This is a genomic window from Mycoplasma milvi, assembly GCF_048284715.1.
In the GTDB taxonomy this organism is placed as follows: Bacteria; Bacillota_I; Bacilli_A; order Mycoplasmatales; family Metamycoplasmataceae; genus Mycoplasmopsis.
Genome location: NZ_JBLWAH010000004.1, coordinates 65,120 through 78,294 on the forward strand (window position 1 = coordinate 65,120; position 13,175 = coordinate 78,294).

A 13,175-nucleotide genomic window follows, 5' to 3' on the forward strand; every position below is an offset into this window, starting at 1 on the left:
CTCCTATTTTTTAAAGTTGGGTAATGAAAATACTTCATAATTGTTTAGGTATTTTAAATCACCTGTAATATTTTGAAATTTTAAACTATATGAATGTAATTGTAATCTTTTAGCATTTGGACCATGGTATTTTCTATCCCCATAAATTGGATATCCCAAGTATTTCAATGTTACTCTAATTTGGTGTTTACGACCAGTAACAAGTTGAGCCACTTTTTTGCCATCTTCCATGTAAAATAAAGTAGTTGTAATTTTTCCGTTTTGAATTTTTTTAGGACTTACTTTCATACGCTTGTTAGGCTCATCCTTAGCTGAGTATAAAGTAATTTCTAACGGATTTACACTAGTGTATTTTTCTAGATTTATATTACTTCAAAAAGTATATTTCTTAATTAGGTTATCTGAGTGATCATTAAAATATGAAACTGTTTGATAATTTTTCCCATATAGAATAATACCACTTGTTTCTTTATCTAAACGCCCAATGTGAGAAGGCTTAAAACTATCTACAGGTTTAAAGTTAAGGTAAGTTAGGACTTGATTATCAAGGCAATTATCTTCACCATGAACTTCTATGCCAGTTGGCTTATCGATGATTAAAATATTCTCATCTTCATATAAGACCTTAAAATTAGGTTTAGCTGTATTTACTTGGGCTTCCTTAAATTCAGCACTATCTTCCAAAATCCCATAAATTGAAATTAAGTCACCCTCATTAATGATTTGATTTTTTGTGATTTTTCTATCATTGTTTATTTTGATATCTTTCTTACGAAAGATTTTTTCTATACGACTTAGTGGTAGTGTTGAACAATATTTACTAATTACTTTAAATACACTTCTACCAGCGTCATTTTTTGTTGCTTTTATTTCTAGCATAAAACCTCTTTATATTATTATATTATTAAAAAAGAAAAATTGGCTTCGCCAACTTATTCTTCACGTTGTGATGAAAATAAATCGAAATCGCTGTTTTCGTTTTCAACACCTTCTACGTAGTTGAATTCGTTTAATTTAGGTAAATCACGCATACTGGTTAGTTTGAAGTGATCGTAAAATTTGTTAGTAACACCATATAAAACTGGGTTTCCAGGTGTTGGTGCAATTCCAACTTCTTCGATAACACCTTTAACAAGTAATGTATTAACTACTTGATCAGATGCTACACCACGAATTACTGAAATTTGACTACGTGTAACTGGCTGTTTATAAGCAACAATTCCTGCAACTTCGATTGCAGCATTAGATAATCTTTGCTTTTTAACAATTGAGACCATTTTTGAAACATAATCCTTAAATGTTTCTCTGGTTGCAAATTTATAAACTTCATTAAAGTTAACAACCTTGATTCCTAGCTCCATATCATTAAAATAGGTGTGGAAATCGGACATAACTTTTTTAGCTTCTGCTAAAGTGGCTAAAGAGAAGATATCTTTCACTTGTTCGAGTGTTAAACCATCATCTCCTTGAATATATAATAAAGCTTCTAAAATCTTATTTTTCATTGTAAAGCTCTCCTCGTTTAATAGTTATTTCACCAAATTCTTCTTTTTGTTCAATTACTAGAACTTGTTGTTTAGCCAATACTAAAACAGCAAGCAAAGTAACGACAAAGTGATTTAGAGATGGTTGAGTAAAGACCATTTCAAAAGTTAATATTTCATGTTCTTTCAGTAATTTTTTAATAAATGGAAATTGATCAGAAGGTGATAAGTTAAATGTTTCTAATTTAGTTGTCCGTAGGTGTTGTGCATAAACTCTTTCAAACATTTTTCTTAATACTGAAATAAGTTTAACTGGGTTAGAATGACCATCTAATCTTGAATCATCACTATCAACAATAAAATCATCTACGTTTGAAGGTGCTTTGATAAACATGTCTTCACGGTCAGATTCAAATGTTCTTAGCGCTTCTTTAATTTCTTTGAATTGTTGATATTCCACAAGTTGTTGAATCAATTTCTTCTTTTCTTCAACAACTTCAGCAGGTTCATCAGCTTCTGGGTCTTGTAAAACCATGCTAGCTTTAATTTTTAATAAAGTAGCAGCCATAACTAAGTAGTCTCCAGCAATATCAATTTCACTATCTTTTAATTGATTAATAATTTTTAAATATTGATCAGCTAGTTCGACCAAGTTAATATCAAAAATACTGATTTTTTTGTCTTTAATAAGAGATAACAGTAAATCTAATGGTCCGTCAAAATCTTGTAACTGAAATGTATATTCACTGTAGTAAGGATTAGTTTTGAGCGCCATCAGTATCAACCTCTTTTAGGATTATTGAATGTACATGAGCTGCAACCTTAGCAGAATCTTGAGTAATAAAACTATTAGGTTTTAGAGGTGTCAAGAATTTTACTGTTACCGTTAATCTGCCTTTACGTTTACTATTATCGGCTTCCTGTGAATGTAAAATAGCTACAGGTTGAATTGTAAGATATTCTTTCTGTGCGAGTTTAAAAGGAGCTGATTTGAATTCACCAAGTGGTTGATCTAAAACTCTAGTTCCTTCTGGAAAAATAACACCATATGTTTTGTTTAATTTAATAAATTCTGCAAATTTATTCATTTCCAATAGACTTTGTTTAATACTATTACGATCAACAAAAAATGTATTTAGTAAATGCAATGCACTTTTAATAAATTTAGCATCAGCTAATTCTTTTTTAGCAACAAATGTTGGAATTAATTCTTTAGCATTTGCTTCATAAGTTTGTTTTTCTAAAGCCACTAGCATAATAAGTGGATCAAAAAGTGACTTATGATTTGGCGTCAGTAAAACACTACCTGACACAGGTAAGTTATCATAATTTTCAATCACAATATCAATATTGTATAGTTTTAGAATTTTTTTGCTTAATTTTAGTAAATATCTATAACGCTCGACAGATTGCATTTGATCGGAATCTTTTTTATATTTATGGTATTTGAGTTTTAGGTTCAAAAAGCGTGCAGCTCATAATGGAGATAAAATAATTTTCTTAAAAGTTATATTTAATGCAGTTTTTTTCATAAAAGCCTTTCTTATTGCTTGGTAACAACAGCTATAATGTAATCATCAGCATAGCTAATTGAAATTAAAAAATCTTTGAATTTTCATAGTTTAGATTTTGGATCTTTTTTAATGTTCACTTTTCTAAAATCGATATAAGTATTATCAGCTTTAAAAATTGCTTCCTTAATAGCTCATGAGCGTGCTAGAAATTTAGCCCTTAAATCAGGTGTATCAAGTTTATTAAAGTAAACTAATTCGTCAGATGATAAAACGCGATTTCAAAATATTTCACCTTTATTTAAAAAACGTGAAATATTTGTAATATCTATTCCTAATCCATTCATGTAATGAATTATATAAAATTTATTGATTAATTTTAATAATGGATGCAAGCAATTCTAAAAACTTTTTGTAATAACGTAATTTGTCCAATGTGACTGCAACAGAGGGAGAAACTTGATAAGTAGCCATTTTTACACCACTGAGTGATTCATTAAATTTTAATATTTCAACTACATCTTTCAAACTATAATGATGATTTGAAGAATAAATGTTTTGCATAATTGTATTAATGCGACTCGTTATATCACTTAAAGCTGCCTCCACAAAAAGTAAATATAATCCTAAATAATAGATTGATTTAGGAGTATGACCTTTAGTCAAATTCTCTGAAATATAGTTAACTTTATTTAATACATATTGATTCCATTCTAGGTCCGAATTATAAACTGGTAGTAATTTTAATTTTTTTAAAACTAGTTTCTTCGTACTTAAGAAAAATCTTACATAAGTTTCTTGAAATATTTCAAAGCAATGTTTTTCATTTTTAGGTGAGCATCAAAAATCAACTAATAAGTCACGTTTTACTGTTCTTACTTCATCACCAGTTGGGACAAAATAGCAATATAAATAGTATTTTTTGTAGTTTATATTAGTCTTCCTGAGCAAAAAGGGGCGACCTAAAAGATTATTTTTGTACTGTTCCATTAGTTTTAGAGATATTTTATATCCTTTTGTAAAAATATTTTTATAAATGTCATGTAAACTGTTTAGTCGTAAGCAAAACTGAATATTGGCTTCACTTAGAGATTTAAATAGATGTGTTGAGTAATTAGCAACTATTAAGTTAGAGAAATTACCAATATCTTTAAAATTTGTATAAGAAAATGGACGATTTAATGAGTCCAAAAGAAGGACCTCATCGTCCATTGTATCTTGTGCGAAAAATTTAGGTGATGAAAACAAATAATTATAACTTTCATCATTAATAAAATTAAAGTCATAGCCACCTAAAGAAAAGACTGTTTCGTTTTTAATTACTGTCCCATCAAAAAGGCTTTCGATGTAATCAGTTGGGTTGCGAAGCATTCTTAAATCTAGTGCATCACGATATTCAACAACTGGTTCACCAATATATCAGTAAAAAACATCTAAAAAATCATTAAAAACTTCTTTTGAAAAGATGCCTTTTAGTTTTATAACTATAGGTAAATTTTCAATAATATCAATATATTTACAATTTAATATAACATTATCAGATTTAGGGCCAATTGGTAATACATATTTTTCATTTTTACTTCTTGTTACAAGGGACATTGGTCATATTTTTAATGCTTGTTCAAGATCAAAAAGTAGATGTGTTTTACCATTTTTAACTGCATTAAATTTGGTATCAAGACTTTTGATACCACTAGCTAATAATGTTAATATTAATATATTGGTTTTCTTTAACATTCATACTCCACATATTATTATAACAATACATATTTTGTAAAGCAAGAAATTTTTAAAATATTTTTGTAATAAGAATATAATATTTAATTTATTGTCATCTCAATTAATGCTAATTTTGCAATATTTAAAAAATTATTATAAAAGAGCAAATTTTTGTAAAACTTTAATAAATAAACTTAATTAATAGAAATTCTTAGATTAAAATATCTATAAATAAATGCTTAAACCACTGGTTTGACTAATGGTTATCACAGCTCAAATGTCTTTTCACTATATTAATAAGTCTTATATTAAGTGTTAAAATTGAAAATATAGTAAATATTTTAAAGTTACAAAAATTTAAACAGTTGAGAAGTAATTTTTAAGACTTAAACAATGGGATAAATATCAAAAAAGTTTAAAACATAAAAAATACATTTTCATTATACTTTTAGATTTTTTATATTATAATTAACTAGCAATACATAAAGACAGTAACTGCGCAAGCTTAATTTTATGGTTACCGAGTGTATCACTTCAAATGTTCAATTGTATTGCAATAAATTTTGAAAGGGGGCAGAAAATATGTCAGAATCAAAATTAAAAGCAGCTAAAAAAGAAGTTGTTTTAGAAATCGTTGACAAAATCAAAAGCTCACAAGCTGTTGCTTTTGCTGAATACCGTGGTTTAACAGTTTCAGAATTAGAAGAATTCAGAAAAGAAGCTAAAAAATTAGGTGTTGATATCAAAGTTTACAAAAATCGTTTATTTAAACTTGCAGCAAACGAAACAGGTATCGGTGAATTAGCTGATTATTTAGTAGGACCTAACATCTTTGCTTTTTCAAACAATGATGATATGTCTGCTGCTAAATTATTAACAAAATTTGCTAAGCTACACAAATTAATGGTAGTTAAAGCTGGTACTTTTGAAGGAAAAGTTATTGATGCTAAAGGTGTTAACGAAGTTGCTACACTTCCTACATATGAAGAAGCACTTGGTATCCTTGCACGTTCAATGATGGCACCATTACAACAAATCTCATTATCACTTAAACTTGTAAGTGAAGGTAAATCAGAATAATATATAAATCAAATTTAAGAAAGGACATTATATTATGGCTAAATTAACAAAAGAATTATTTATTGAATCATTAAAAGAAATGTCAATTAAAGAAGTTATGGAACTTGTAGAAGCAATGAAAGAAGAATTCGGAATCGACCCAACAGCTGCTGTTGCTGTTGCTGCTGCTCCAGCAGAAGGTGCAAGCGAAGAAAAATCAAGCGTTAAAGTTGTTTTAAAAGCTGACAATGGTAAAAAAGTTGCTATTATTAAAGTAGTTAAAGACTTATTAGGATTACCATTAATGGACGCTAAGAAAATTGTTGATACATTACCTGCTGTTATTAAAGAAAACATCAAACCAGAAGAAGCTGAACAAATTAAAGCAGCTCTTGTTGAAGCTGGTGCTGAAGTTACAGTTGAATAATTTCTTATATATAATTTTAAAAAAAGAAGCGTTTGCTTCTTTTTATTTTTAGCCAAAACAAAAAACCACTAGACACAATACTTTCCCACGTGGCTGCTTTATTTCTATCCTGACCAGGTTAGGGTGTTATCGTTCTAATGGCATGATTATTATATCAATTTTTAGCCCATTATTAAATTTTTATTTTTTTCTATAAATTTTTGCTCTAGCTGACCAATTAATAATATATAGTAAAGATTAAACATCAATATTTACAAGTACAAAATAAAATGATATTTAATCATAGTTTAATTTTTATAAACATATAAATTTGTATATATTAAGGAAAACAAATATAAATATAATACTTCAATGAAATCACGGGGTGTTTTTAATTAATATAAAAATAGGAAATGAAAAAAGTGATCCTAACTTATAAAAATAAAAGATCAAAATTATTAGGTGCATTTTATATATTCTCTTTATTGTGTTAAACGTTAAGACTTATTTTATCGCAGTTAACGTGCTAAATCGTCTATAAATTAAAATAATATTTTTTATATAAAAAATACATGATTTCTAATTTTCATGCTATAATATTCTTGCTTTTAAACACATGGCAAAAATTTGAATGAAAAAAATTAAAAATATTTTTCTTAAATTTTGAATGTGTGCTATAATATATAAGCGATATAAATAAATAAGGCGTGCCGATTTAGCTCAGCGGTAGAGCAGCTGGCTGTTAACCAGTTGGTCGTTGGTTCAATCCCAATAATCGGCGCCATTTATGGTCTGTTGGTGAAGTGGTTAACACACATGGTTTTCATCCATGCATGCACGGGTTCGAGCCCCGTACAGACTGCCATTTGGAAGATTAGCTCAGTTGGGAGAGCGTCGCCCTTACAAGGCGAATGTCATGGGTTCGAGTCCCTTATCTTCCACCATGCCGTTTTAGCTCAGTTGGTAGAGCAACTGACTTGTAATCAGTAGGTCGTAGGTTCGAGTCCTATAAACGGCACCAATAACTGGTTTAAATTGGAAAATTTATCTATTATTGGACGTCATGTTCAATAATTTTTAAACCTTATTTTATGCGCGAGTGGTGAAATTGGCAGACACGCTAGATTTAGGCTCTAGTGCCTCCGGCATAAGGGTTCGAGTCCCTTCTCGCGCACCAATTATCTTATAAAAAGTTTTAAATAAGATAACGCTAGAACTTCTAACGTTATTTTTTTTATTTCTTAAAATTTGTTAATATTTATACTATGGATATTAAACAAAGAAAAAACAAATTAAAGAATTTAAAAAAAGCAATCTACAATAATTTAGATGATATGTGCTTAGCATTAGAAAAAGATTTAGGAAAATCTAAAAATGAAGCTAACATGACAGAGATTTTGCCAATTATTAATGAATTAAATTTATACATAAGAAAGATCAATAAATGAGCAAGACCTAAGAGTGTTGCTGCACCAATTTCTCTTTTAGGCACAAAATCTATAATAGAGTATGAACCATATGGTACGGTATTTATTATATCTCCCTGAAATTACCCATTACAATTAGCATTTATTCCATTAATTAATGCATTTGCAGCTGGGAATAAGGTAATCTTAAAACTATCTGAACATTCAAAGCATTCTAATGCAATTATCAAGCAAATTATAGCTAATGTCTTTGCAGAGGATGAAGTAAAAGTTGTAGAATGCAGCATAGAAGAAACTAATCGAATTATTGATAATGAAACAGATTTCTTATTTTTCACAGGATCTCAGGCAGTTGGAAAGATCATGTATCAAAAAGCAGCTAGCAAGATGATTCCTTGTGTGCTTGAATTAGGTGGCAAAAATCCAGTTATCATTACTAAGGATGCAGACTTAGCTTTAACATGTCAAGAGTTAATCTTTTCCAAATTAATGAATGCTGGTCAAACATGCTTGGCACCAGACTTTATTTTGATTGATGCAACAATAGCTGAAAGCTTTCGTAAAGAGTTTACTCTTCAGTTGCGTCAATTGCTAGACAATCAATTGAATGGTAAAGGACAATTTGCACACTTGATAAATGCAAATAGTATCAGTCGTTTAAATCAAATGTTAGAGCAAGACATTGACTATAATGCCCATAAAATTTACCTTTGCCAATTGCAAAAAGAGAGCAAATTAGCCACAGAAGAGATCTTTGGTCCTATACTTCCAATAAGAATTTATCACGACCTTGATGAATTAGCATATGAATTGAGACTGCTTGATGATTCATTATCTGCATATGTTTTTTCAAAAGATAAAAAAATATTTGACACAATAAAAATGTGAATATCAAGCGGAAGCATTGCTTGAAATGCAACTTCTCAATTTATCTATAATCAAAACTTACCTTTTGGTGGTATTGGCAATAGTGGAATTGGAAAGTATCATGGTAATATTGGCTTTATTACTTTTAGTCACCAAAGAAGTATTTTTATTAATAGAAATAAACGCATTATGCCCACACGTATTTTAAATAAAATAATCTTTTCTAGAGATTTTCACAGAATAATAAAACAATCTCTTAAATTTAAAAAATAGGAAATTTTTAAAAATAGGAACACCTTAGAGTGCTCCTATTTTTAAAATGAATTTTTATCTTGTTTAACAACCATATCAAGCTTTCGAAATCAGTGATTCAGACCGCTTTTAGAAATATAAATATTATGTTGCTGCTGTAATAAATAAGATAATTCAGCTAATGAAATTCATTTATTTTCTGACTTTATGCGGAAAGCAACTAGTTGATTTTCGTCAAAATATTGCTCCAAATTATGCTCAAAGATATAATTAATATTTTCAATATGGCGAATTGTGCTTTGGGCTATTTTATTAATATTGCTTAGATCAATATTGTTGATTCGATTAGTTACATTTTCAAAATCCCGTTTTATTATTAAATTTTGTAAATCGTATCATGAGTTTTTGGCATTAATTGCTGCTAGGAAATCAATTAGCTTTTCTTTATTTTTGTTGTATATAATAAATTTAGTTCCACGTGCTAAAAAGTTAAAATTAAACTCATATTCATTTAGTTTTGCTTGTATTTGTTGTAAATGAGCTTGATTGTGAGAAGCAATTTCTAAGTGATATGAAGTTGAATTTTTACCAGAAATGCTACCTCCACCACAAAAGACACCAGCAAAGAAGTATGTTAGATAGTCTTTGTAGTCAAGAACTGGAGAAATCATTGCATTAGGTAAAATAACAAGTTTGGATTTTCAATTTGCTTGCTTTTGATAAGGCATGTGAATTTTATCTAGTTTGCGAATTACCTTATCCATTAAATATTCATTTTTAATGGATAAAACATAATTATTATTTTTATCTAGTTCACCAGAGCAAAAAACTAACCCATTAATAAATGAGACGATTTCAGGCTTTTTACTAATACTATTAATTACTTCTTTTTTGACTTCAAAACTAAATGAAGTTGAATGTGTCTTTTTCATAAAATCAATTATAAAAAATTATTTTTGTATTCAAAACGATTGATTTTTTTAAATTTTTTTCATTCAAAATGACTGTTAAAATGAATCCCACCTAAATATAGGCTTATAAGTTATTAAAAAATCCAAATCAAGCAATTTATAAATTTCACAATCAGAATTTTTTTGTTAAAATTAAAAAGCAATAGAGTTAATTGCAGAAAAGTAGAAGACACTTCTCACCTGATGACCATAGTCTTGGGTTTAGCTACAATTAAACGTATCATAATTCTGATACCTTTTTTAGTAGATGAAGTGGGAAACCACTTTTTATTAAATTTAAATTTTATTTAAGGAGTTATTATTCAAACAAAAGGAAAAAAACCAGTTTCAGAACATTACATTAATGGAGATATCCCATTTAAACAAGTTTTTTTATTAGGACCTGATGGTGAAAAACTTGGTGTTAAATATACATCTGAAGCTATTGAGATAGCAAAAAGCTATAAAATGGACTTAGTTTTAATTAGTGTTGAACCTAAACCAATTTGTCGTATTTTAGATTACGGAAAATTCAAATATGACCGTAAGAAGAAAAACAAGGAACTCAAAGAAAAGCAAACAACAATTCAAAATCGTGAAGTTAGATTAACTGCAATGATTGGTGAAAATGACTTGCAAACTAAAGCAAGAAAAGCTAGAGAATTTCTTTTAAAAGGTGACAGAATTAAGGTTTCTTTAAAACTAAGAGGTCGCGAAATAGGAAGAAAAGATTTAGGTTTTGCAACAATTGAAAAGTTTTTTGCCTTAGTGCAAGATATTGCTGAAAAAACATCAGAACCTAAATTAGTTAACGATCGTTTCCTTGACATGAATCTCCAACCAAATAAACAAAAAATTCAAAAATACTTAAAAGAAAAGAATCTTGATTCAAATCAAGAAGCTAAAGAAGGAGAATTAAATGCCAAAAATGAAAACTAAAAGTGCGTTAAAAAAACGTATCAAAGTTACAGGAACAGGTAAAATTTTAAGAGAACAAGCATATCGTTCTCACTTAGCTCAAAACAAAACAACAAAACAAAAACGTCAATCACGTAAATCTGCTCAAATGTCAAAATCAGATCTTAAAAGATTTAAAGCATTAATCTAATCTTGTTAATCAATTAGATTTCAAATACATAGATAATTACGTTATTAGAAAGGAATAATTATGGCAAGAGTTAAAGGTGGAACAGTTACAAGAGCAAGACGTAAAAAGTGATTAAAATTAGCTAAGGGATACTTTGGACACAAATCAATCGGTTACAAAGTAGCAAAACAAGCAGTTGTTAAATCATGAACATATGCATTCAGAGACCGTAAACAAGTTAAAAGAAACTTTAGAAAATTATGAATCGCTCGTATTAATGCAGCAGTTAGAGCTGAAGGAATGAGTTATTCAAGATTTATCAATGGTCTTAAAAAAGCAAATATTACAATTAACCGTAAAATGCTTTCAGAATTAGCAATCAATGAACCAAAAACATTTTCTGTTTTAGTTCAAATTGCTAAAGAAGCTAAATAATTTAAAGGCTAGAAATAGCCTTTTTATTTTCTTTACTATAGTGTAGCAGTAAAAAAAATAAAAAGTAGCTTTAAAAAAATAAACTTTTTTATAAAATATAAACAAGAATTATTTATTAGATAAATCTTACATAACTAAATCAATAAATATGGATTCACTTGGGTGTGCTAATCATAGTGCTAGGTGTTCGAAATATTTATTTAGCAAAAACAAACTAAAGGAAAATTACAATGACAACAGAAAACAAAAAAGAAAAAGTTCAAAAAGAACAAAAAACTCCAATTGTATCAAAAACTAAATTATTAGAAGCTGGTGCATACTTTGGACACAAAACTCATGCTTGAAACCCTAAAATGAAAGAATTCATTGTTCCAAACAAAAAGAACAAAGGGTCACACATTATTGACATTACTAAAACACAAAAATACTTAGAATATGCTTACTCACTTGTAAACACATTAGCATCTAAAGGTGCATCATTTATTTTTGTTGGTACAAAAAAACAAGCTCGTGAAGCTGTTAAAGAAGCTGCTGAAAGAACAGGTTCTTTATATGTAACAGAAAGATGATTAGGTGGTACATTAACAAACAACCAAACAATCATGTCAAGTGTACAAAAAATGAAAGACCTTGAAGCAAAAGCTGCTAAGAACTTTGCTGGATATACAAAGAAAGAAGCATTAGAATTCAATAAAGAATTAGATAAATTACACAAAAACTTAAATGGTATTCGTGATATGCAACGTTTACCACAAGTTATGATTGTGGCTGATCCAAACGAAGATGAAATCGCAGTTAAAGAAGCTAAAAGAAAGAAAATTAAGGTTATTGGTATCTTAGATACAAATTCAAATCCTGATTTACTTGACTTTGGTATCCCTGCAAATGATGATTCAGCTAAATCAATTATGTTAATTATGACAATTTTAGCTGATGCTATTGTTAAAGCTCGTGGTGGACAAGTTAAATTTGCTTACCAAGAAGACGATAAAGTTGTGTTACCATCATTTGGAAACAACTCAAACAGAACATCTGAAACAGAAGCTCAATCAACAGAAGCAAACTAATTAAAAAATTTAGGAGGTTATCATGGCAGATAACAAAATGGAATTAATCAAAGAACTAAGAACTAGAACAAACTCAGCTCTTGTTGACTGTAAAAAAGCTTTAGAAGCAACAGGATACGAAATTGAAGCTGCTATTGCATGGCTTAAAGAAAATGGAATTGTTAAAGCTGCTAAGAAAGCAGGACGTATTACTGCTGAAGGTGCTGTAACAGCTCTTGGAGATGACAAGCATGCTATCTTAGTTGAAATTAACTCAGAAACAGATTTCGTTGCTAAAAACGACAAATTTATGCAATTATTAAGTGAAGTTTCTACAGCTTTATTTAACTCAAAAGCTAACACATTACAAGAAGGGTTAGATGTTAAATTAGCAAATGGTGAAACAGTTGAACAAGCTTTAGTTAACGCTACAGCAGTTATTGGAGAAAAAATTTCTCTACGTCGTTTCACAAGAGTAGAAGCTCAAGAAGACCAAGTTTTAGGAATATACGTTCACGCAAACCAACAAGTTGCTGCAGTTGTTACTGTTAAAGGAAATAACACAGAAGCAGCAAGAAATGTTGCAATGCATGTATCAGCTATGAATCCTGAATTTATTCTTGTAAACGAAATTCCAGCTGACAGACTTGAATCAATCAAAGAAGGATTTGTTAAACCAGCTGGTTTCGAAAATAAACCTGAAAAAATTCAAATTTCTATAACAGAAGGATGATTAAACAAACAATTATCAGAATTTGTTTTAGAAAAACAAGCTTTCGTTATGGAAGACTCATTATCTGTAGCAAAATACTTACAAAACCACAACTGTGAATTAGTAAGCGCTGTTAGATATGAAGTAGGTGAAGGGATTGAAAAAGTTCAATCAAACTTTGCTGAAGAAGTTGCTGGTATGGTAGTTAAATAATAAAACT

Annotated in this window: 15 protein-coding genes, 5 tRNA genes and 1 other RNA gene; 13 read left to right on the forward strand and 8 right to left on the reverse strand. The window is 29.0% G+C overall.

The annotated features are described in order from the left end of the window. Positions 1–3: 3 nt before the first annotated feature. Genes ACNQ13_RS02590 through ACNQ13_RS02615 form a run of 6 tightly spaced genes read right to left on the reverse strand, consistent with a single transcriptional unit; the run spans position 4 to position 4,732 of the window. Positions 4–879, reverse strand: coding sequence for a pseudouridine synthase family protein (locus ACNQ13_RS02590; RefSeq protein ID WP_418027866.1), 876 nt, complete (start codon positions 877–879; stop codon positions 4–6). A 53-nt stretch (positions 880–932) separates the two neighbouring features. Next, on the reverse strand, positions 933–1,505 hold the full coding sequence (scpB, locus tag ACNQ13_RS02595) for an SMC-Scp complex subunit ScpB (RefSeq protein WP_416741835.1): 573 nt from the start codon (positions 1,503–1,505) through the stop codon (positions 933–935). After that, a complete protein-coding gene (locus ACNQ13_RS02600) occupies positions 1,495–2,259 on the reverse strand; it encodes a segregation/condensation protein A (RefSeq protein WP_416741836.1) in 765 nt (254 codons plus the stop codon). Before ACNQ13_RS02600 ends, scpB begins: the two co-directional genes overlap by 11 nt. Then, a complete protein-coding gene (locus tag ACNQ13_RS02605) occupies positions 2,243–3,016 on the reverse strand; it encodes a lysophospholipid acyltransferase family protein (RefSeq protein ID WP_418035594.1) in 774 nt (257 codons plus the stop codon). The genes ACNQ13_RS02600 and ACNQ13_RS02605 overlap by 17 nt, the downstream gene beginning before the upstream one ends. An 11-nt stretch (positions 3,017–3,027) precedes the next feature. Next, a complete protein-coding gene (locus ACNQ13_RS02610; RefSeq protein WP_418018794.1) occupies positions 3,028–3,342 on the reverse strand; it encodes a holo-ACP synthase in 315 nt (104 codons plus the stop codon). Positions 3,343–3,361: 19 nt separating this feature from the next. After that, entirely contained in the window at positions 3,362–4,732 is a 1,371-nt protein-coding gene (locus ACNQ13_RS02615; RefSeq protein ID WP_418035596.1) for a hypothetical protein, read from the reverse strand. Between the two features lie 564 nt (positions 4,733–5,296). Between ACNQ13_RS02615 and rplJ the strand changes: the two genes are divergently transcribed. Further along, positions 5,297–5,794, forward strand: a complete 498-nt coding sequence (rplJ, locus tag ACNQ13_RS02620) for a 50S ribosomal protein L10 (protein ID WP_416738675.1) — start codon at positions 5,297–5,299, stop codon at positions 5,792–5,794. A gap of 34 nt (positions 5,795–5,828) precedes the next feature. Then, a complete protein-coding gene (gene rplL / locus ACNQ13_RS02625; protein WP_416738676.1) occupies positions 5,829–6,200 on the forward strand; it encodes a 50S ribosomal protein L7/L12 in 372 nt (123 codons plus the stop codon). 52 nt (positions 6,201–6,252) lie between these two features. Here the strand turns inward: rplL and ffs are convergent. Further along, an RNA gene (gene ffs, locus ACNQ13_RS02630) (signal recognition particle sRNA small type) lies at positions 6,253–6,349 on the reverse strand. A 539-nt stretch (positions 6,350–6,888) separates the two neighbouring features. On the opposite strand from ffs, the gene ACNQ13_RS02635 reads away from it, so the two are divergent. The 6 genes from ACNQ13_RS02635 (at position 6,889) to ACNQ13_RS02660 (ending at position 8,746) form a co-directional block, all read left to right on the forward strand. After that, positions 6,889–6,963, forward strand: a tRNA-Asn gene (locus ACNQ13_RS02635). A 5-nt stretch (positions 6,964–6,968) separates the two neighbouring features. Further along, positions 6,969–7,044 (forward strand) — tRNA-Glu (locus ACNQ13_RS02640). Positions 7,045–7,047: 3 nt separating this feature from the next. Continuing rightward, positions 7,048–7,123 (forward strand) — tRNA-Val (locus tag ACNQ13_RS02645). 1 nt (position 7,124) lies between these two features. Then, positions 7,125–7,200 (forward strand) — tRNA-Thr (locus ACNQ13_RS02650). A gap of 72 nt (positions 7,201–7,272) precedes the next feature. Continuing rightward, positions 7,273–7,356, forward strand: a tRNA-Leu gene (locus ACNQ13_RS02655). Between the two features lie 88 nt (positions 7,357–7,444). Continuing rightward, positions 7,445–8,746 carry an aldehyde dehydrogenase family protein gene (locus ACNQ13_RS02660; RefSeq protein WP_418035598.1) on the forward strand — a complete coding sequence of 434 codons (1,302 nt, stop codon included), beginning with the start codon at positions 7,445–7,447 and terminating at the stop codon, positions 8,744–8,746. A 41-nt stretch (positions 8,747–8,787) separates the two neighbouring features. Here ACNQ13_RS02660 and whiA read toward each other — a convergent pair whose 3' ends face one another. Continuing rightward, a complete protein-coding gene (gene whiA / locus ACNQ13_RS02665; protein WP_416741844.1) occupies positions 8,788–9,657 on the reverse strand; it encodes a DNA-binding protein WhiA in 870 nt (289 codons plus the stop codon). A gap of 378 nt (positions 9,658–10,035) precedes the next feature. On the opposite strand from whiA, the gene infC reads away from it, so the two are divergent. The 5 genes from infC (at position 10,036) to tsf (ending at position 13,168) form a co-directional block, all read left to right on the forward strand. After that, positions 10,036–10,614 carry a translation initiation factor IF-3 gene (infC, locus tag ACNQ13_RS02670; RefSeq protein ID WP_416742033.1) on the forward strand — a complete coding sequence of 193 codons (579 nt, stop codon included), beginning with the start codon at positions 10,036–10,038 and terminating at the stop codon, positions 10,612–10,614. Next, a complete protein-coding gene (gene rpmI, locus ACNQ13_RS02675; protein ID WP_078747323.1) occupies positions 10,595–10,783 on the forward strand; it encodes a 50S ribosomal protein L35 in 189 nt (62 codons plus the stop codon). The genes infC and rpmI overlap by 20 nt, the downstream gene beginning before the upstream one ends. 60 nt (positions 10,784–10,843) lie before the next feature. Beyond that, entirely contained in the window at positions 10,844–11,197 is a 354-nt protein-coding gene (rplT, locus tag ACNQ13_RS02680) for a 50S ribosomal protein L20 (protein WP_418018791.1), read from the forward strand. A gap of 230 nt (positions 11,198–11,427) precedes the next feature. Then, positions 11,428–12,264 carry a 30S ribosomal protein S2 gene (rpsB, locus tag ACNQ13_RS02685; protein ID WP_418035600.1) on the forward strand — a complete coding sequence of 279 codons (837 nt, stop codon included), beginning with the start codon at positions 11,428–11,430 and terminating at the stop codon, positions 12,262–12,264. Positions 12,265–12,286: 22 nt separating this feature from the next. Beyond that, entirely contained in the window at positions 12,287–13,168 is an 882-nt protein-coding gene (gene tsf / locus ACNQ13_RS02690; RefSeq protein ID WP_416741847.1) for a translation elongation factor Ts, read from the forward strand. The last annotated feature ends 7 nt before the right edge of the window (positions 13,169–13,175 follow it).